This window comes from Desulfobacula phenolica (genome assembly GCF_900105645.1).
Lineage (GTDB): Bacteria > Desulfobacterota > Desulfobacteria > Desulfobacterales > Desulfobacteraceae > Desulfobacula > Desulfobacula toluolica.
On sequence record NZ_FNLL01000004.1, the window covers coordinates 259,864 to 281,521 of the forward strand.

The following is a 21,658-nucleotide window of genomic DNA, read 5'->3' on the forward strand; positions in this document are numbered from 1 at the left end:
CCCAATGTTGCAATGAAAGACAAAATTTGCAGATTAGGCTGCTGGAAAGGAAACGTTACCCCTGAAGAGATAAAAGGGGGACACAGCAACCACAACTTTTTTGTTGAGGATGGGGGAGAGTCTTTTTTTGTACGCCTGGGGCATGATCTGGATGTCCATTGCGTGATGCGGTCCAATGAACTGGCAATTTCCAGGGCAGCACATGCAGCAGGCATTTCTCCTGAAGTCGTCTGGCACGAACCCGGTGTCATGGTAACCCGGTATATTCAAGGAAAAACCCTTACAAAACAAGATATTGCCAAACAAAACAATTTAAATCGCCTGGTCCCGTTGATTCAAAAATGCCACCGGCAGATTATCCATCACATCAGGGGACCTGTTCTCATGTTCTGGGTATTCCATGTCTGCCGTAATTATGCCGCCATCCTCAGGGATTCAAATCATCCGCTGTCTGTACAACTACCCCGTCTTATGAACATAAATTCGGCTCTGGAAAAAGCGGTTGGAAATATTAAACCCGTTGTGACTCACAACGACCTTTTGGCATCCAATTTTATTGATGACGGGGAAAAGTTCTGGATAATTGACTGGGAGTATGCGGGATTTAACACGGCGTTATTTGATCTTGCATGTTTCTGTTCTTTTTGCGATCTTCACCCGGATCAAGAAGACCGGATTCTGGCAACCTATTTTAAATCAAGGGTGACAGATGAATTGCGCCGGCGTTTTATTGCCTTTAAATGTGCATCAGAACTCTGGACATACCTGTGGAGCCCGGTTGCGGAAAGTCACTATGCCCTTGATCTGGATTATCAGAAAATCGCCAGGGGCCATCAACTGAATTTTGAAAGACTCTGGGTGGAGTTTAACCAAATATAAGCGGGACAAAGATGCCATTTTTCACATAACGGCATGGTGTTCCGAAAAAGAGAGGGAACTATCAGTTATAATAGAAAAGACAGCTATTTAAGAGTTTCACAAGCCACGGACACTGATGATAAATATGTCTGCTATTATCTTGACCACACCTTTGTTGATCCCAAAAAACTTGCTTTGCTTTCCTCAAGAATAAAACAGAACAGCCGGGATCATTTTAAAGATGCCCTGCTGGTATGCACATGCCACAGAATAGAGGTCTATTTTTCTTGCCCCCCCCAAAAAGACCCTATTGAGGCTGTTCTGGGAATCAAAGCCAGACGTATCAAAAAAAAATTTGAGCTTGAAAACCGTTTGATAAAAATCTGCTGCGGGGTGAAATCCATCATCCTGGGTGAAAAATTCATATATCACCAGGTTTCTCAGGCAGTTAATTCATTGCCTTCCGGCCATATCATGCAGCAGTTCGGAAACACAGTATTAAAAAAAGCCAGACAGATCCGGGAGAATCGCAATTTTTATGCAGCAGACGATTATGAAGGCCTTTCCCTTTCCCTGATCAATAAATGGGCGGACTGCAAACAAGACAATACGCTTGTTGTTGTAGGCGCAGGAATGTTGTCCCTGCAGGTCGCCCTGTATGCAAGTGCCAACAATTATGAAAACGTGGTAATGGTTTCCAGAGTTGCAAAAAAATTCCGCAAAAAAAACAGAGAAAATCCCTACCCCTTCAGGATATGTTCTTTATACACACTGCCAGAAACAATCTTTGACAACCCTTTTCACTGTTTTATCGCAACTACCAATATAGATGACACCTATCAGACGCGTCTTTTTGACATCATTACCCGGGATAGTTGCAAATCCGTCATTGATATGTCCTCCATACCGGCGTTTCAACCGGAAACGGTCTGCGGCAAATCATATATTACCATGTATGATGATCCATATCTAAACGAGGTGACCCGTTCCAATCAAAAATTATTACCTGTAAAAAAAATTGTTGAAACCGACATTCAAATAACAACATCAGGAGATGCCCAATGAACCGGAATTTACTCATACAATTGCCCCCAAAACCAGGTATTCTTATTTTGAAACTTTTGCTTGTTTTTTTTCTCCTCTTTACCAATACCCCTGCCCATTGCTCTGATACAGGGCATGACCCATTGCGGCAAGTGGGTCGGCAACAAGACGGAACCATTGTCCTGCCCACCAACAGGATACTGAAACCCGCCGGCCGCCAGGTGGAATTTGAAGGACGTCCCAACGGTATTGCCCTGAGTCCGGACAGCACAACCGTAGCACTGCTCAACGCCGCAAAAAACAATATCATTGTCATGGATTCCAGGACAGGAGAAATCAAACAAATGTTTGCACCGGACGGTTTCAAAGCCTCCTCCAACGGTATTGTCTATTCCAAAGACGGCAAATTCCTGTTTGCCTCCCAATCGGACGGGTATCTGCTCATTGCAAACGTCCTTTCCGACAATACACTGTCCCTTGAGCAGCAGTTAGCCCTGCCCCTTAGCAAGATACACTATCCAGGGGCGGATTATAATCCCAACCCCATAGGGCTGGCCGTTTCCGATGACGGCAAAACCCTTTATATTGCCCTGAGCCGCAACAATTCTCTGGCTGTATTTGATATCTCAACCCGGGCAGTGCTGAAGGAGATTGCTGTGGGTAATGTCCCAACAGGCGTGGTTGTCGGTAATGGTAAGGTGTATGTGTCCAACAGGGGCGGACGTCCTGCAAGGCAAGACGATTTTACAGTGGATTCAAGCGGCACGTCCATTGTTGCGGACCCGATATCAGGCGGTGCCATCACAGGAAGCGTATCTGTGGTGGATATCAAAACAAATCAGCAAATCACATCCATACCGGTGGGGCTTCACCCTTCAGGCCTGCTGGTGGCAGGCAAGCGCCTTTTTGTGGCCAATTCAAACAGCGACAATGTCTCTGTAATTGATATTGAGTCTGACAAGGTAATCAAAACCATCTCCATAAAACCCTTTGAAAATGCATTATTCGGCAGTTCTCCCAATGCCCTGGCTATAATGGACAACCGCCTGGTGGTCAGCCTTGGAGCCGGCAACTGCCTTGCTGTCTACGCTCTTGGGCATCGGTTCGGCGGGGTGGAATTTCAAGGATTGATTCCCACAGGCTGGTATCCTTCAGGAATCGCTGTGGACAATGAAAAAAGACAACTTTTGGTTGCCAATACAAAAGGGGTGGGGGCACTGGGGCCTGCAACCATCTGGAAAAGCCCTGCGGGAAGTCCTCCCACAAAGGGGAAAGGCCATAACTCCATGGCCTATATGGGAAGTGCCTCCATGATAGAATTTCCCGATTACCATACCCTTCAGGCCCATACACGCCAAACCCTTGAAAACAACTCCTGGATTGCTCTGTCCAGGAGAAAAGATGCAAAAAAGACCGGCACAAAAAAGCCTGATCCTGTTCCTCTGCCTGAGAAAACAGGCGACCCGTCTGTTTTCAAACATGTGTTTTATATCATCAAAGAAAACAGAACCTATGACCAGATTTTCGGTGATTTTAAAGATAAAAACAAAAAGCCCAAAGGCAACGGAGACCCGAAACTTGTACAATTCGGCCAGGATGTAACCCCCAACCACCATGCCCTGGCCCGGCAGTTTATGCTGTTTGACAACCTTTACGACTCAGGATCAATTTCTTCTGAGGGGCATCAATGGATTACCCAGGCCTTTGTGGTTGATTATCTGGCAAAAGATCTGACCACCTATGCCAGAACCTATCCGTTTAACGGGGGAGATGCCCTGGTATATGCACCAAGTGGTTTTCTTTGGGAAAACGCTCTGAACCTGGGTAAATCCGTCCGTGTCTATGGAGAATATGCCAACGGACTGACCGCCAACGGACTGGAAATGGGGCCGTGGGTCAATCCCACTGTAAAGCCGCCGGCAAAGGTCAAGGCTCCCTGGCTGGGCGGCGGTGTAACCAATGCCGGCAGCTGGGCAGCCTTTTGGCAAGACACCAGTATCCTTGCCGGCGAGGAAACCGGCGAACTTCATGTCAAATTAAGATCCTCATCTGATATTCCCTCCCTGGACAGGTTGCTCTGCAGGGAGTTTCCTCCCTTTAACACGGGAATTCCAGATCAGTACAGGGTGCAAGTGTGGATGAAAGAGTTTGACCGATATGTGGCAGACAATAACCTGCCGAACCTTTCCGTTATGCTGATATGCCAGGATCATACCCAGGGAAACCTTCCGGGTTATCCTACACCTGAAGCCATGGTTGCGGATAATGACCTGGCACTTGGCAGAATTGTGGAAAAAATCAGCCACAGCCCTTATTGGAAAAATTCAATTATTTTTATTATTGAGGATGATGCGCAAAACGGGGTGGACCATGTGGACGGGCACAGAACCCTTGGATTTATAATAAGCCCTTATACCAGAAGAGAAGTGGTAAACAGCAACTATTATACCCAGCTGGATATCACCCGGACCATTGAACATATTCTGGGACTGCCGCCCATGACCCAGATGGATATGGCCATTGATCCCCGGGCCATGAAGGCCGTGTTCACGGACAAGCCTGACTTTACGCCTTTTAAGGCAAAGCCGGCCAGAATTCCCCTGGACACGATGAACAAGCCTCTGACCGCTATGAAGGGCCTTGAAAAAGAATGGGCACTGGCCATGGCTGAACAGAACTTCTCAAAACCGGATGCCGCAGACGAAGATATGCTGAACCGGGTAATCTGGTACACTGTAAAAGGGTATGACACCCCTTACCCCGGAGACCCCAGAGTCCTTTCCCCCCATGAACTGGAATCAGAACATGGAAGGAAAATTGATGATGACTAACCCGACGGATTAGTTTTTCAACACCCGGTCAAAAAAGGCCCCGGCAGCTTCAAGGGTGCGAACCCAGTTTTCGTGCAGAACAAAATCATGGTCTTCGCCGGGAAGAACCATGAATTCAACAGGAACACCCTGTTTTCTTAAGTCCTGGACAAGATTCACGGTCTGAGCAAAAAGAACGGAACGGTCGTCATCTCCATGGACAAGCAGCACAGGAGATTTCCAATTCTCCACATCTGCAACCGGCGAAGACTGAAAGGCAATTTCCAGGCCTTCGGCACCCTGAAGTCCCCATTCTCCTCCCGGAACAGACATATTGGTGGCCCTGAAGGAAAAATCATAAATGCCGGCCAGAGCCACTCCGGCGGCAAAGAGATCAGAATTTCTGGCAAGGGAAAGGGCGGTGAGATACCCGCCGCAGGACTCACCCCAGATGCCGATCCTTTTGGGATCAACATTTGGCAGACGGCTCAGACGGGCCAGGGCCGCCTGGATATCTCTGTATTCCGAAGCTCCCCGGGGACCCTGATTTTCAGCCTGGCGAAAGGCACGTCCGTATCCCGTGCCTGAACGAAAATTGACACAAAGCACTATATAACCTTTATTTGCAAGGTATTGATTCATGGCATAGGTTTTGGAATAGCTTGGCCGGTGACTCCATCCCAGGAGCATCTGACGAAAAGGTCCGCCATGAACAAAAATAATTGCAGGCAGTGGATCACCGGGTGCTGCATATTCAGGCATGAAAAGCTGGCAGTGGATCTGGAAATCATCTGAAGGAAAAATCATCTCCCTTGGTTTAACAAGGGTATCAGGGAACTTTTGGGGCAGCGGGTTGGGAGAGATTGTCCTGAACTTGTCGGCATTGATTTTCTGAACAGTAACGGCCTGAGGCGTCACCCCGGTGGCCCGCCGGTATGCAATAAACCCGCCCTTGCCAGGAATAACCGGATTGGTTTCAACACTCTCCCCCCTGGTGACCTGAACCGTGTCGCCACCACTGGTCGGTGTCTGCCAGATATGCCTGTAATCAGGAGTGTTCCGGTTGCTGCTGTAATAAAGCATGGTTCCGTCCAAAGTGAGTGTACTGCCCCAAACCTGGGATTCACCCGGTGTCAGATCCTTGAGATCTTCTCCCGAAGGTGTTGTTGAATAAATGTGCAGCCTGCCCTGGTGTTCTGAATAAAAGAGCAGCCGGTTGTTTTGAGTCCACCTTAAAGCGGAACCGAACCAGTCTGCATAGGGCGGATACCACTGGGCCCATCCTCCGGTTTCCGGGGTCTGCCAGATGATATCCCCTTTGCCGGTGGCCACATCGGCTACACATATGGAAAATGTAAACTCTGCGGTCAAATCAAACAGCTCATGTTTTGTTTTGCCGGGCACACGGGCAAAGGCGACCCTTCTGCCGTCGGTTGACCAGACAGGACTCATATCCCGGTCAACACCGGGCATGATCCATTGAATCTGCCTTGTTTTCCTGTGAAACAGCCCTATAAGGCTGTGGGAGTCACGGTCACTGACAAACATCAGGGTTTCACCGTCAGGAGACCATACACCATTCTGATTTGTGCCCTGGATGGTGAACATGGGTCGGGGTTCAGGCATTGTATCCCGGACCGATGGATCAAAAGCAATCTCAAAAAACTGTCCCTGGCTGTTGAACGTGACGGTTTTCCCGTCCCGGGATACCATAGGATTGTTTCCCTTTGCCAGTTTCCAAGGCAACCCTCCTTTAACAGAAACCGCCCAGATGGCGCGCTCTGTTTGCACAGGGCTGTTGGCAGGGTTGGACGGCGTTGCAGCACCCTGCCTGTAAACCCCGATGGACCCGGAAGGCCCTGAAACAATGTCGGTTGTTTCCAGTTGCATGGAGCCTGAGCCCCGGCTGTAGAGGATATAGGCATCATCAGGGGTCACCAGAAGATTTGACAGCTTTATGCCGTTGTCGCCAGTGTACGGTGTCACCTGCACAGGAGTGAAGTCAGGCCCGGAGGCCACCCAGATATTTCGCGCCCCCTCATCATTAAGGGTCCATGCCAGCAGATTTGATCCGGCCGTCAGATTTTCCGGGTAGGGAGCACTCAGGATATCCTTAACGGTAAAGGCATGGGCAAAACCACAGAAAACCACAAAAACAGTCAAAAAACAAATCAGGATAAAACAACGGGATAAAGGTTTCATTCTTCCTCCTTGTTACGGTTGAACGTCCGCTAAAACCTGACTTTGGTTTTTTCCTGTATAGGTTGCCGCGATATACAGCCGTTCGCCTTTAAAATCACTCTCCTCAAGATCAAGGTTATCAAACATCCCAAGCACGGAAAAGCCGCTTTGGGAAAGGTAATGTTCTATTTCCAGAGGAAAGAGCATTCTGAATTCCAGATAATCTTCCACAGGGTCATGATCTTGAATATACCAGGTTCGTTTCCAGACCCAGAGCTGTTTTGCACGATTGAAGGTCCGGCTGGTAACGGATTTGCCTTTGAATTCATCTGTGTTGATCTCTTTTTCCACCTTTTCTTCCACTGAGTTGTCGACAAATCCCATAAAATTCTTGATATCCAGTATAAGTAGGCTTCCTCTGTGGGAATGTGCCGCAAAGGTCTCCAGGGTTCTTTCAATATCAGAGTTTGTCAATGCGTGCAGAAAAGTCGAGCCCATACAGATCAGCAGATCAAAGGTTCGGTTGAGGCGAAATTCTCGCATATCCCCCTGAAAAAAATCAATGTGATCATATTGGGATCCTGCAAAATCAACCATGGCAGGCAGAAAATCCACACCAATGCAATTTTTACAGCCTTCAGATAAAAAGTTAAGGTAACGCCCTGTTCCACAGCCGATGTCTAAAATTGATTGTGGGCCGGTCTTTAAAAAAGCATGGCAGATTTTGTTACAGATGGCGGGACTTGCATAAGTTTTCTGATCCGGTGTAGGGTAGAGAGCTTCATACAGGTGAGGGTGTCTGTACAGCAGACTTTTTGCATTTTGATCCATGGGCGGAGTTCCTTTTCAAACGAAAAAATCAAAAAAATGTTTCAATGACCAGACCGGCAGATTCGATCTCTTCCAGCAGACTGGTCTCCTTCTGACAAAAATGATGTTTTAACTGAGGGGCACAGGCCCCTTGGGCCACTTTGGCATTCCAATTGTCCTGAAAAGTTCCGGGAGCAACCTGCTTGACTACAGACCGGGCCAGCCGCCCTGTCCTGATCCTTGCCTCATATTCCGAATTAAGATAGCCCAGGGCGAGGTCAAATTCTTTGGGCAGTCCGGCCATACTCGAAACTGGCCAGTCTGATCCGGCCTCGACAATTAATACATACCGTGGCGGATTTGACCAGACAGGAAAGCATGAATAAAGAACAGACGGCAGCCCCAACTGCCCCAGAGCGGCCTGAAAAGCATCCATAACCTGGGTTTCCGTCAATTTCTCTCCGTTAAAAGAACTGTATACACCCTGCCTTCGGACAAAGGCCAGGCGGGGAACCCGGCCATGGTAACCAACCACCTGGTAAAGATCTCCAATATCATAACGATACAGCCCATTGGCCTGGGTTGTGATCACATTATAGATTTTTCCCACGGTCAGCTGGTCATAAGAAAGAGTTTCAGGATTTTCTTCAGAAAAATCAGGATTTTCATCGTCATGGGGAATGAATTCATAGATTCCCTGGGTGAGAGTAAGAATGCCTGCTTCAGGGTGATCATCAACAGGACAGGTGACCATTGCTTCGGTTGACCCTGTTAGCAGGGGCAGAATTTTCGTGTCAGGAAACAACGCCGGTATCTGTTCAAGATATAAACCAAGCTGTTTTGACTTCCAGCAGGCAATCAAATCCAGATTCGGCCATACAGACTTGGGAAGCAAAATCCCGTCTTTTAGCACCAGTTTTTCAAGCCGGGCTGAAAGTTCCGGTTTGGGTTCAAACAAAGGTTTTCCGCATAATTCACCATTATGGACATCCTCGATCAAACGTTCGGCCATGTCTGACAGAATCTGCACCATTAACAGCAGCCGGTTGGGCTGAATAACGGCAAGCATTCTCAAGTTTTGTCCGATAAAATGCCGTATTCTCAGATATATGCGTTCCATAAATCCGGAACTGTCATCTGTGAAATCCACCCAGGGAGCATTATACCACGGAGGTGTAAAATCTGTTTTTCCCAGAGAAATCTCCCGGTTGGTAATTCCCTGATGAGGGATCTTTCCGATAAAGTCCTTTGGAAGTTCGCGTTCCCACAAGAAATCAAGTGTGGCGTAAGGATGATCCCAGAGCTGGGGGAAATATTTCCCATAAGCCCCCCACAAGGCATAAATAATCGGCCCGCGATACCTGTATCGCCAGTGGGCTGTATGGGGAATGGCTTTTGAAGAACCGGTTGTTCCGGAAGTTTTCAGCATGGTATAGGGAGCATCAACGGTTAATACACGCTCTTTACCTTCCAGAATCTGTTGTATCCATGGTTCAAGATCAGCGTATTGATGAATGGGTACTGCGCGGCGATAGTCCGTAAGAGTTTTGATCTGTCCAAAATTGTGTCGCCTGCCAAAATCGGTTTCCCTGTTGCGGGAAACGCAATCGGAAAGTATTTGAGCCGATACCGCATCCGGTTCTGAACAGGTTTTGAGCAATTCATTGTGACAGATTCGGCATTTGTCTATAAATTTATTTCTTTTCTTGATCCAGTTTTCCGAATTTAAAATTAACATTATTTACTCTCGTAATATTGAAGATGTTTTATTTTAAAAAATAAATTTTTCTAAATTGACTAATGATTATCGGTTAATATATAGTTCATTCTCAATGCAGTTTAAAATTCAAGATCTTTAAATTTTTCCAGATAACGTGGTCTAAAATATAGTATAATTACTCAATTGGAAAGAGATAAATGAAAAAAGAACAGACTGTTACATTAAGGAATTCGGTTGCTTATCAACTCTTAAAAATTGTTTTTGCCATTTACTTTATTATCTCTATTTCCATTACCTTGGGACATATGGTCATGGAATACCTGTCGGCAAAAAAAATGGTGAAGGATGAACTTGTTCTTCTTCAAAAGACATTTGAGGACGGACTATCAACCTCTTTGTTTGACATGAACGATGAACAGCTCAATTCCATTGTAGACGGCATGTATAATGTCCCGATACTTGTGGGGATTAAAATTGAACCTGTAAATCCCGATATCCCGGTAACATCCATTGCCATCGGCTCGGTGATCGGACCTGAAGGACAACAGATTAGCATCAATGCAAAAGAGAAAAGCCGATCTTCATCAGATGCTGCAAGCAGTCTCATTGACCATTCCTTTACCATTTATCAACCGGCATCACTGGTAAAGATTGGCAGGGGAACACTTTATTCAAGTAAAAAAATTATTTTTGCCAAGGTAAAAGACGGATTCATCCGGATCATTATCTTTGCCATTATAAAAACAATTTCTTTGTGGTGCCTTTTTTTATGGGCAGCCCACGGCCGCTTGAGCCAACCTCTTCGCCAAATGGCCATGGAAGTGTCACGTCTGGATTTAACGAATCTTGAAGGGATTAAAATCAATATCAGGGCCAAAGCGGGAACTGAATTAAAGATTCTCGAAGAGAGCTTTAACCAGATGATTCAAAATTCAAGCCGGTTAACCAAATCCATTATGGAATCTGAAAAAAAGTATCGGAAAATATTTGAAAATGCCAGTGAAGGACTTTTTCAGGTTTCTCCTTCCGGCGGAATCATCAGCGCCAACCCGGCCATGGCCAGAATGCTGGGATATGCAGATCCGGACGAAATGATACGCCTGGTCAATGATGTTTCAAAACAATGCTATGCAAATCCTGACGATCATGCCGATTTCACAGATATGGTTAAAAAAGAAATCAGGCTCACGGGTTTTGAGAGGCAGTTCAAACGCAAAGACGGCAGTATATTCTGGGGAGTGGCATCGGGACAGTCTGTGAAAGATTCACACGATAACCTGCTCTACTATGAAGGCTCCATGGTGGATACTACCGGACAAAAAGAAAAAATAAAAGCGGAAAAAGCAAGGGTTGCGGCTGAAGAGGCATCCCGGTCCAAAAGCGAATTTCTGGCCAATATGAGCCATGAAATCAGAACCCCGATGAACGCAATTATAGGTCTTGCCCATCTTGCACAAAAAACAGATCTGACACCCAAACAAAATGATTACCTGCATAAGATAGAAGCATCGGGACTCTCGTTGCTCGGCATTATCAATGATATTCTGGATTTTTCCAAAATTGAGGCAAACAAACTGAGCATAGAGTCTATTGAGTTTGATCTTCAAGCCGTTCTGGACAATGTGGTCAACCTGATCAATATTAAAGCGGAAGAAAAAGGTCTTGAGCTTCTGTTTGATGTCAGCCGGGACGTCCCCCTCGGTCTTGTGGGTGATCCACTCAGGCTGGGCCAGATTTTGATTAACCTTGCCGGAAACAGTATCAAGTTCACCCTTAACGGCCAGATTCTGATCAAAGTGGCCCTTCTGAACGAAGATCCTGACAAGGCCAGAGCCAGATTGCAGTTTTCAGTTTCAGACAGCGGTATCGGCATGAGCCAAGAGCAGATCAGCAAACTTTTCCAGTCTTTTAGCCAGGCAGACGGATCAACCACAAGACAATATGGAGGAACCGGTCTGGGGCTTACGATCAGCAAGCAGCTGGTTGGCATGATGGGAGGTGAAATATCAGTAGAAAGTGTTTACGGGGAGGGAAGCACCTTTACCTTTACTGCTGAATTCGGCGTTCAGACCCAAAAGCCCTGTATAACGATGATAGGCCCTGGAGAACTTCACGGAATGCGGGTGTTGATTGTGGATGACAATGAAAAGTCACGGGAAATTCTCAGGGATCTTATGGAAGAATTCCACTTTAAAGTATCAGAGGTGCCGTCTGGAGAAGCAGCTATTTCAGAACTCAAGACAAGCTCGAAAAACGCGCCCTACGACCTTGTACTCATGGACTGGCAGATGAATGGAATGGATGGTATCGAAACGGCAAAACGTATCAAAGAAGACAGCGGCATAGCAAAAATTCCGGCAATTCTCATGGTCACTGCATTTGGCAGGGAAGAGGTAATGAGTCAGGCACAAACGGTCGGCCTTGACGGTTTTCTGATCAAACCGGTCAATCGCTCGTTATTATTTGATGCCATTATGGACCTGTTCGGCAGATCAAACATGCCTGATCAAGATATTATCAGCAGGGAAACCACTCGAATCAATGGTATAGACTCTGTCTGCGGGGCCAGGATTCTTCTGGTTGAAGATAACAAGATCAATCAGCAGGTGGCAACCGAACTGCTTGAAAGTGCAGGGCTGATTGTGACCGTGGCCGGAGACGGGCTTGAGGCCCTGGCTGTTTTAAAAGATACCGATTCTGTATTCGACGGTATTTTAATGGATATTCAAATGCCTAATATGGACGGATTTGAGACCACCCGGATGATCAGGAAAAACCCGGCTCTTTCTGAACTGCCCATTATTGCCATGACAGCCAATGCCATGGCAGGTGACCGTGAAAAATGCCTTGATTCAGGAATGAATGACCATATTCCCAAGCCCATTGAACCCGATATCCTGTTTAAAACCCTTATCAAATGGCTGCCTGAAACAGCTCCAAGATCGCCTCAGCATACAAATTTTGCCGATCACAAAAACAAAACAGACCTCCCCGGACACCTGAACGGCATTGATATGCAAACCGGCCTTCGAAGAACCGGCAATAATCCCGGTTTTTATTATAAGTTGCTGAAAGATTTTCTGGCAGGCCATGGAGATGATGCTGAACGCATCTTAGATGCCTTTGAAAAACATGATTTTGATCTGGCCCTGAGACTTATTCACACATTAAAAGGCGTTGCCGGTGGAATCGGTGCAATTTCTTTATATGAATCCTCTCAAAAACTTGAATTATCCCTCAAAGAAAACCAGACCGATATCCAAAACGATTTATTTTCTCAACTCAGAAAAGACCTGCAACATTTGGTTGACGGACTCACACCCCATATAAAAGAACCCCTGAATAAATCATATGCGGATAGCGCTCCTGTTGATAATGCTGCAATAGATGCACTGCTTGAAAAAATCCGGCTCATGATCGAAGAAATGGATCCTGATGCTGAAGAAAATGCAGGGAAATTACACCAGATTCTCAAACAAAATCATATTGCAGGTGCAGATCTGGCCGAAACACTGTTAACCCAATCAGGTGATTTTGATTTTGAGGCAGCCCTTATCACTTTTAATGAACTAAAAACCATTCTGCTGTCTAACATGCATGACCTTCAACACGAAACTTGTGAAGAGGCATAAAATGGGCTATGCTTTTCCATTTATTTTTTATAAGAAAGTCTTTAAAAATCCAAACAGTGACTTTCAAACTTTGCTGTGGGCAAATCTGAGCGAAAAACCAGATCTGCCCGTGCCAGTTATATGAAAGAACTTTTAACCTGTTGAAATTAAATATCTTTCATTATTTGTTGTGGCAGATTGATCTGCCATGGCCGTTATTAAGGGAAAAAAATGAGGAATATGGAATATGGATGAATTTAATCGAATTTTGATTGTTGACGATGAAAGACAGAATATTAAAATTTTAACCGAATTCCTCAGGGATGATTATAAAATCATGGCGGCAAAGGATGGGGAAACCGCTATTACGGCCTTGACAAAATCTACCTTGCCGGATCTGATCCTGTTGGACATAATGATGCCGGGAATAAATGGTTATGAAGTGATTAAACAGCTGAAGTCAAATGAGAGAACCAGAGAAATTCCTGTTATTTTTATCACAGCCTTAGATGCAACCGATGACGAGAGCCTGGGATTTGAAATGGGAGCTGTGGATTATATTACCAAGCCATTCAAGCCTGTTATTGTCAAGGCAAGAGTCAAGACACATTTACAGCTGAAGCAAAAAACAGATCTGCTTGACCGCCTGGCGTCATTTGACGGCTTGACTCAGATTCCCAATCGCCGGAACTTTGATATGGTCCTTGAAAAAGAGATAGGCAAGACATTAAGGAACGACTCTTTGCTGTCATTGCTTCTCATGGATATTGATCATTTTAAGAAGTTTAACGACAATTACGGCCATATTGAAGGAGATGCATGTTTAAAAAAAGTGGCTCTGGCTTTGAAGGAAGTTATTTCAAGACCGGGAGACTTTGTGGCCCGTTACGGCGGAGAAGAATTTGCCATGATTCTCCCGGAAACAGACTTAAAAGGCGCAATCCATATCGCCCGACAGGCACAACAGTCAGTACAACTATTGTGTATTCCTCATGCCACGTCCAAGGTGTCGGAATATTTGAGCATTAGCATTGGTGTGGCAACAAAGCTTTCAAGCAAGAAAGACAACCCAATTGAATTGATACAAAAAGCAGACACAGCCCTTTATCAGGCCAAAGCCAATGGCCGCAATTGTGTTGTTTCCGCTTCCCAATAGAGTCAAAGGAATGAAATGGACAAACAAAATCGAATCCTGATTGTAGATGACGAAAAAATAAACATTAAACTATTGACCAATTTTTTACAGGACGAATATAAAATTATGGCTGCCAGAACAGGCAAACAGGCCTTGAAAGCAGTCAGAGGGCCGAACCCGCCGGATTTAATTCTTCTTGACATCATATTGCCTGAAATGGACGGATATGAGATATGTACTGCCATTAAAAAAGATGAAAAAAACCGCCATATCCCCATAATATTTGTCACGGCCGTATCCGAGGTAATGGATGAGGCCAAAGCGTTTGACCTTGGAGCGGTAGACTATATTACAAAACCGTTTAACCCTATTACGGTAAAAGCCAGAGTTAACACGCATATCCAACTCAGCACAACTATGCGTGATTTAAAAGCAGCTCTGGCAAAAGTCAAAAAATTAAGCGGTCTTTTACCCATCTGCGCAAAGTGTAAAAAAATCAGGGATGATCAAGGGTATTGGAACGAAGTTGATCTTTACCTGGAAAAAAACTCAAGTGCAAAATTCAGTCATGGAATATGCCCAAACTGCTCAGACGAACTATATGGGAATCATGACTGGTATCAAAAAAGAAAAAAAAACAATGATCTTCCTTAACGATCAACACGTTTAATTTTCTGATGTCAAAATGTGTGCGCCTGGAATCAGAACTGTCCTGGCGTACACAAGGAATCAAACTTATAAAAAAACTTCCCTGCTATTGATAATTAAAGATAACTTATTCCAACAGGTTATCAATTCTTTTCTAATGATTGCCCCCTCCCATATGTTTCATTTTGAAACAAGGCGTCCCATTGTGAAACACATCTTTGAATCCTTTTATACACCTGAAAATATCATCCTTACAAAAAAATAAAACAATTCAACTCAAGCACCCTTAAATAAAAATTTAAAACAAAGGACATATCCTTACCTTTAAATATTATGCCTCTGCCGGCAACGATAAAGCAACTCCATGAAAAAGGTCAAGAAGATCTATTGGCATTGAATTTGCTATGCTATAAAAAGCATAAATAGTGAACGATTGACAGACAGTATGGTCGGTTTACGATTGTGTAAAAAAGAACATTTTTTTTAAATCAATCTATCAGGAGGGAACAAAAATGACTATCGAATTAAAATGGAAAAACTATACATGGTTAATGGCCTTGCTGGCATGGGCTGTTTTCGCCTTTACCGTACTCATATGGAGTTGGCATGTAATGGGAGAGGTGTGGCACACTTCTTATTTTATTCCCCTTCTGGGCTATTATGTTTTTGTTTCAATCTGTCAAAGCCATTATTTCAAAGCAACAATGACCCCAAACTGGACAGGACTTAAGAGGCAATGGATTTCTCTGTCAAGTGCTGTTTTCATTTTCATCATTCACGGATGGATAATGAAGGATATGATCGGCATACCGGACAACCTGATCATGGCCGGACAGTTCATTTTTATCGTCCTGGGTTTCTTTTTCTTTGGCTGGGATGATTTTCTGTTCAAAGGCCAGCTGTCCAAATGGATAAAACATGAAAGCCTGAAAGCGGTCTTCTGGTATGTAATCATGTGGCTTATCTGGTATCCGCTGTTTGCCATGGACGGAGGGATATGCTCGGCTCTGGGTAATTTCAAAGGCACGACCTTTAACTGGCTTCTGGGATCATTTCAATGGGTTATTATGATGTCTATGATGATTGCCATTACATGGAATGATTTTCTGGAAACCGTTTCTTTCCCGAATAACTATGTCAGGGGTGTTTTACTTTTTTCATTCTGCCTCGTAGCGGGTTTTACCATCGCTTATCTGTGTTATTCACTTGTCAATATTTTTGCCCCAAGCATTAAAGAATCCGGCAAATGGCATCATGTCCTTTATATGGGAACCTATCCGCTCATTCCCATGGTCTTGTTTGGCATATATTCGAATCATTTTAACCATATTCAGGATATTAAGAAAAAGACCCTGGCCCGGACAGCCTTTATCGCGGTAATGATTGTAATGGGATATCTGATATTCCATTTTGCCATTGCCCCTACCGGCATATTTGGCGAACATCACTGGACCCACCATTTTGACCTGGCGTTTAACTTTACTATAGCCATAATGCTTCTGACCCATCACTGGTTCAATGGCCGACTGGGATTTGTGGCGCTCAAAAGGCAAGAAACATAGACTTCTTATCAAATAATTTGGGCTTGATCCCTACCATATAAGTATTGCCATGCGACATGGAATCTGATAATAACTACCTAAAAAAATAATAACTTTTGAATCATTTTTCAGGTCGTTATGGCAAAAACAAAAAGCAAATCAGAAGTACTTAAACAAAGAAGTAAAAAAAAAGAAAAAAACATTATCCGCTCTCTTTTTAAATGGTTTTTTATTCTATTGATCCTTACATCCCTTTTGGGATGCGCAGGACTTGCCGGGCTTTACTATTATCTTAGCCAGGATCTGCCCAAAATAAACACATTAGAAGATTACCGCCCCTCCACAGTGACCAATGTGTTTTCAGATGATGGGAGGAAAATAGGAGAATTTTATGAGGAACGGCGAATTGTAATCCCCTTGCCTGAGATGCCTGACAACTTGATAAATGCATTTGTAGCAGCAGAAGACTCAAGGTTCAGGGAACATCCTGGCATTGATATTCTTTCCATATTCAGGGCCTCTTTAAAAAACTTTAAAGCCGGCACCATTGTTCAGGGAGGGTCCACAATCACCCAACAGGTCACCAAATCTTTTTTACTGTCTCCGGAACGAACCTATGAACGAAAGCTTAAAGAAGCCATTTTGGCCTACAGAATTGAAAAAAAATTCACAAAAGATGAAATTCTTTTTCTTTACTTGAACCAAATCTATCTGGGCCACGGTGCATATGGTGTAGAAGCGGCTTCGGAGAACTATTTTGGCAAACACGCCAAAGATCTCAACCTGGCACAATGTTCCATGCTGGCAGGGTTGCCCCAGGCACCCAGCAGATACTCTCCTTTCAGATTTCCCGACCGTGCAAAGCAGCGGCAAATCTATGTGTTGAACCGGATGAAAGAAGACGGCCTGATAACAAATATTGAGGCCACCGCAGCCATTGATCTGAAACTGGATATCAAACCCAGAAAAAACTGGTTTATTGAAAGAGTGCCCTGTTATACCGAGCATGTCAGAAGATATGTGGAAAAACATTATGGCAAGGATGCCCTATACAAACAAGGGCTTCAAATCCATACTGCCGTCAATATTGAACTTCAGAAAATTGGAAGGGCGGCCGTCAACAAAGGACTGATTGAACTTGACAGGCGAACGGGGTATAGAGGACCATTGAAGAATATCTCTACACTTAAAATAGAAGCTTTTTGTGCGCAAATTTCAGAAGAACTCGACAACCGACTAATTGAAAAAGGCAAAGTCTATCAGGGGGTTGTATTAAGCGTTGATGATGAAAACAGTGTCACTAATGTCAGGGTAGGAAATTTCAAGGGTATAATTAAACTTGAAACCATGGAATGGGCAAGGAAACCAGACCCAAAGCTTGCTTATTATGAAACCAAAATCCAAAAACCTTCCCAGGTGCTTAAATCCGGGGATATCATTCTGATTAAAGTCGTCAATGACAGTGTTGAAGACAACCTGCTTGAATTTACCTTGGAACAGGAACCCATTGCTCAGTCTGCCTTATTGAGCATCGAGGCGGAAACCGGCCATGTAAAAACAATGATTGGCGGACGTGATTATAGAAACAGCCAGTTCAACAGGGCTTATCAATCCAGGCGTCAGCCGGGAAGTGCATTTAAACCCATTATTTATGCCGCAGCGCTGGATAAAGGGTATACGGCTGCCAGTATTATTATTGATTCACCAGTTGTCTACGAAGATACAAAACGTGATTTCACCTGGAAACCCCGAAATTATAAAGAGACTTTTTTCGGCCCGACCCTGTTCCGGGAAGCCCTTGTAAAATCAAGAAATATTGTAACCATTAAAATCCTTAAAGACATCGGTATTGAGTATATAATTGATTATGCCAGAAAGCTTGGCATTCATTCGGATATCAGCCGGGATCTTTCCATTGCACTGGGGTCATCCGGACTCTCATTGCTTGAAATTATCAATGCCTACTCCGTGTTTTCAAACCTGGGTTACCTGATTGAACCGGTATTTATCACAAAAATTTACGACCGGGACCAAAATCTGCTGGAAACATCCAAACTGATTAGAAAAAAAGTCATTGATATGAGTACGGCCTACATCATGACCAATATCATGGAAAGCGTTGTAAAATCAGGAACCGGTTGGCGCATCAAAGCCCTTAAGCGCCCGGTGGCAGGAAAAACAGGAACAACAAACAATCTGTTTGATGCCTGGTTTCTGGGGTATACGCCAAGATACACAACAGGGGTGTGGGTTGGTCTTGACCAGGAAGCCCCTCTTGGAAAAGGAGAGACCGGTTCCCGTGCCGCCAGCCCCATCTGGCTGGAGTATATGAAAAATGCCCTGGAAGGAAAACCTGTCAGAACTTTTAATGTTCCAGAGGGTATTGTTTTTGGCAAAATAGATGCCAAAACAGGTTTGCTTCCCACTGAAGAATCGGAAAAAACAGTCTTTGAATGCTTTAAGGAAGGCACCATACCCACTGAATTTAGCCCGAAATCAGATACTGCTTCTGATACTGAAGAGCTTTTTAAACAAGGGATTTAATGGGTGTTGGATATACTGAGTATTGAATCTTTATATTACAGCCGTTTTCCTTTGGTGGTGCTGTTAATCTCATTGATTTCCACCTGGTTTTCGGCTATTGCTTCATTTAAACAAAGAACGAAATCAAACCCGGGATACCGTTGCTTAATTTTTTTTAAATTGAAATTTTTATCGCCTCTCAAGCGCGATTCTGATTTTGGATGAATTGTCAGGGCCAGTTTCCGGGAGTTCAACATGTCCGGGTATTGATCAATTTTACAACAAACCGTATCATATAAAATTTGAGAAAAAACCAGATGACCAAAAGCCGGATGCCATGGACCGGCAAGCACCATTGATTTATCTTCCATGATATCAGATGCCTGCAACCCCATGCGAATGACATTAACACCGGCGTTCTTAAATATATGAAACATTTTTTTAACCGATCTTACACTCTCCTCAAGGCTCAACGGCTGATATCTGCCTTGATCATACCATTGCGCCATCAGGCTGTGTTTCAACACCACCAAAGGATAAATTCTTGCAAAATCCGGGGCAAGTTCGGCCAATTCTTTTGTACTGTCTAACAATAAAGCTTCCGTATCCCCGGGCAGCCCCACCATGACTTGAACACCAATGGTGAGAACATGTTCTTTCAACAAGTGTATGGCATTAAGGGTATCCATACGGGTATGTCCTCTTTTTGAATTTAACAGAACCTCATCATTCATTGACTGTACCCCCAATTCAACAGCAGAGACAGTATACGGTTTTATAAGATCAAGTGTTGTTGGGGTGATGGTATCCGGCCGGGTGGAAAACCTTATGCCGTCAATTTTGTTTGCATGAATATACGGTTGGACCAAATCAAGCAATTCAATGATGTTGTCGTGATCCAATCCCAGAAAATTCCCTCCGAAAAAGGCAAGTTCCACCTGTTTGCGCCTGCCTTTGTACCTGGAATATTGTGTCACAATATCATGAATAACCTTTTTATCCGGCAGTATTGATCTTTGATTGGGAATAAAACCTTGATTGGTAATAATGGTTTGATTACAGAATGCACATTGATGGGGGCATCCTGAATGGGGAATAAACACTGGAATAACAAGAGGTTTTATTGTCTGGTCCATGGTTGAGAAATCAGGTGAATCATCAAAAAAGTGTATTGTTAAAAGGCTAAATCATCAAAAATGTATTTTTTTAAGCATCTTCAGGGCTTTTTTAGCACAGTCCTGTTCTGCTGCTTTTTTTGTTTTGCCAAGACCAGTGGACTTGATACCAAAAAGGTTCAAACTAATCTCAAAAGTTTTATCATGATCAGGACCGGTTTCATTGATAACGACATATTGAGGAGTTATGCTACCATGCTCCTGAGAAAATTCTTGCAACAGACTCTTATAATCAATGATTTTTTCATTGGACAAAAGCTCGTCAAGACTGTCGCTGAAAAGATCATGAATCAGCCGGTAGGCATTATCAAATCCCCCGTCCAGATAAACGGCTGCAATTACGGCTTCAAAGGCATCGGATAATATGGAATTTTTATCAAACCCCCTGGAAAGCGCTTCTCCTTTTCCAAGCCGGATAAAACGGCCAAGATCAATGCATCTTGCCATATCTGCAAGAGCAGGTTCACTGACGAGATTGGATCTTAATTTTGACAATTCTCCTTCTTTTTTAGAAGGACTTTTTTCCATTAACAGGTGTCCAATACAAAGCCCCAGGACAGCATCTCCCAAGAACTCAAGCCGCTCGTTATCACCAGTGCAGGAATCCTGGTTTTCATTTAAATACGACCGATGGCACAATGCAGTGTTCAAAAAAGATATGTCTTTAAATGCATACCCGATATTATTTTCAAGGATGCTGACCAATGTATGTTTTTCTTTGACATATTCTTCTTTGATTGATTCCAGGCGCACAGTTAATGCTTTAAACAATGAGTATCCAATATTAAGATTATTATCTTTTCCCGTACCAATTTGGACACCTTCATTAAAATCTCCATGAAAATCTGAACCGCCTGTCATCATAAGATTCTTTTGAATTGCAAGCCGTTGGCAATACGATGTCATTGCAGCATCATGATCCGTATAATACACCTCCATGCCTTCCAGGCCATAAGCGATAAGGACATCAATAAATGTTTCCATCTGATGAGTTTTATTGAACGTCAACAGACCAGGATGCGCCAGCACAGAAATCCCGCCTGCCTGTTGAATTGTTTGAATTGCCCTTTGGCAGGATACTTTATATTTATCCACATACGCCGGCTTATCTTTGCCCAGGTACTTGTCAAAAGCTTCTTTAAAGGTTTTGACATACCCCAGCTCCTTCATCAGCTCTGCAATGTGAGGACGGCCTGTCTGTGTTGCACCAAAGTGCTGTTCAACCTGTTCGATAGTGATGCCAAACCCCAGGCTGTTTAATCTCTTGATAATCTCCGGGTTTCGTTGAGCCCTGGCCTTTTTTGCTTCATCAAGAATAGCATTGAGCTTTTTATCATAGACACTGAACCCGTATCCCAGCAAATGAATGCTTCCCAAATCTTTGAATTCAGTTGGCGGTTCACAGCTGATCTCAACCCCGGCAATAAATTCCGGATAAACGAACAAAGGATGTTTTTGGATTTCTTTGATACCGTCCAGGGTATCATGATCGGTTATAGAAATTGCCCTGACTCCGGTTTCTTTGGCCAGAGTCATAATTTCCAAAGGAGAAAATGACCCGTCTGAAGCTGTTGAATGTATATGCAGATCAATCAACGAACT

At 44.1% G+C, this 21,658-nt stretch carries 13 protein-coding genes; 8 read left to right on the forward strand and 5 right to left on the reverse strand.

All coding sequences use genetic code 11. The features are described 5' to 3' along the window. Positions 1-12 precede the first annotated feature (12 nt). Genes BLT94_RS08310 through BLT94_RS08320 form a run of 3 tightly spaced genes read left to right on the forward strand, consistent with a single transcriptional unit; the run spans position 13 to position 4,733 of the window. On the forward strand, positions 13-879 hold the full coding sequence (locus BLT94_RS08310) for a choline kinase family protein (protein ID WP_175530305.1): 867 nt from the start codon (positions 13-15) through the stop codon (positions 877-879). 33 nt (positions 880-912) lie between these two features. Then, positions 913-1,923: a Rossmann-fold NAD(P)-binding domain-containing protein gene (locus BLT94_RS08315; protein ID WP_092232642.1), complete on the forward strand. Its 1,011-nt coding sequence runs from the start codon at positions 913-915 to the stop codon at positions 1,921-1,923. Then, positions 1,920-4,733: an alkaline phosphatase family protein gene (locus BLT94_RS08320; protein WP_092232645.1), complete on the forward strand. Its 2,814-nt coding sequence runs from the start codon at positions 1,920-1,922 to the stop codon at positions 4,731-4,733. The genes BLT94_RS08315 and BLT94_RS08320 overlap by 4 nt, the downstream gene beginning before the upstream one ends. A 9-nt stretch (positions 4,734-4,742) precedes the next feature. Here the strand turns inward: BLT94_RS08320 and BLT94_RS08325 are convergent, their stop codons facing one another. Genes BLT94_RS08325 through BLT94_RS08335 form a run of 3 tightly spaced genes read right to left on the reverse strand, consistent with a single transcriptional unit; the run spans position 4,743 to position 9,441 of the window. Next, positions 4,743-6,914, reverse strand: a complete 2,172-nt coding sequence (locus BLT94_RS08325; RefSeq protein ID WP_092232648.1) for a S9 family peptidase — start codon at positions 6,912-6,914, stop codon at positions 4,743-4,745. Positions 6,915-6,926: 12 nt separating this feature from the next. Next, the gene (locus BLT94_RS08330) at positions 6,927-7,724 is read right to left on the reverse strand and encodes a class I SAM-dependent methyltransferase (protein ID WP_092232651.1); all 798 of its coding nucleotides are present in this window, start codon (positions 7,722-7,724) and stop codon (positions 6,927-6,929) included. A 28-nt stretch (positions 7,725-7,752) separates the two neighbouring features. Beyond that, a complete protein-coding gene (locus BLT94_RS08335) occupies positions 7,753-9,441 on the reverse strand; it encodes a GH3 auxin-responsive promoter family protein (RefSeq protein WP_092232654.1) in 1,689 nt (562 codons plus the stop codon). A 179-nt stretch (positions 9,442-9,620) separates the two neighbouring features. Here BLT94_RS08335 and BLT94_RS08340 point away from each other — a divergent pair, with 179 nt between their 5' ends. The 5 genes from BLT94_RS08340 (at position 9,621) to BLT94_RS08365 (ending at position 18,902) form a co-directional block, all read left to right on the forward strand. Beyond that, positions 9,621-13,055: a PAS domain-containing hybrid sensor histidine kinase/response regulator gene (locus BLT94_RS08340; protein ID WP_092232657.1), complete on the forward strand. Its 3,435-nt coding sequence runs from the start codon at positions 9,621-9,623 to the stop codon at positions 13,053-13,055. A 226-nt stretch (positions 13,056-13,281) separates the two neighbouring features. Continuing rightward, positions 13,282-14,190 (forward strand): diguanylate cyclase domain-containing protein, encoded by a 909-nt coding sequence (locus BLT94_RS08345; protein ID WP_092232660.1) that lies wholly within the window; start codon positions 13,282-13,284, stop codon positions 14,188-14,190. Positions 14,191-14,205: 15 nt separating this feature from the next. Next, positions 14,206-14,823, forward strand: coding sequence for a response regulator (locus BLT94_RS08350; RefSeq protein ID WP_092232664.1), 618 nt, complete (start codon positions 14,206-14,208; stop codon positions 14,821-14,823). A 506-nt stretch (positions 14,824-15,329) separates the two neighbouring features. After that, positions 15,330-16,379 (forward strand): hypothetical protein, encoded by a 1,050-nt coding sequence (locus tag BLT94_RS08360; protein WP_092232670.1) that lies wholly within the window; start codon positions 15,330-15,332, stop codon positions 16,377-16,379. Positions 16,380-16,496: 117 nt separating this feature from the next. After that, positions 16,497-18,902: a penicillin-binding protein 1A gene (locus tag BLT94_RS08365; RefSeq protein WP_092232673.1), complete on the forward strand. Its 2,406-nt coding sequence runs from the start codon at positions 16,497-16,499 to the stop codon at positions 18,900-18,902. 35 nt (positions 18,903-18,937) lie between these two features. On the opposite strand, the gene BLT94_RS08370 is transcribed toward BLT94_RS08365, so the two are convergent. Together BLT94_RS08370 and rnc are read right to left on the reverse strand one after the other, a co-directional pair. Beyond that, positions 18,938-20,017, reverse strand: coding sequence for an elongator complex protein 3 (locus BLT94_RS08370; RefSeq protein WP_092232676.1), 1,080 nt, complete (start codon positions 20,015-20,017; stop codon positions 18,938-18,940). 54 nt (positions 20,018-20,071) lie between these two features. Then, the gene (gene rnc, locus BLT94_RS08375; RefSeq protein ID WP_092232679.1) at positions 20,072-21,652 is read right to left on the reverse strand and encodes a ribonuclease III; all 1,581 of its coding nucleotides are present in this window, start codon (positions 21,650-21,652) and stop codon (positions 20,072-20,074) included. Positions 21,653-21,658: the final 6 nt, after the last annotated feature.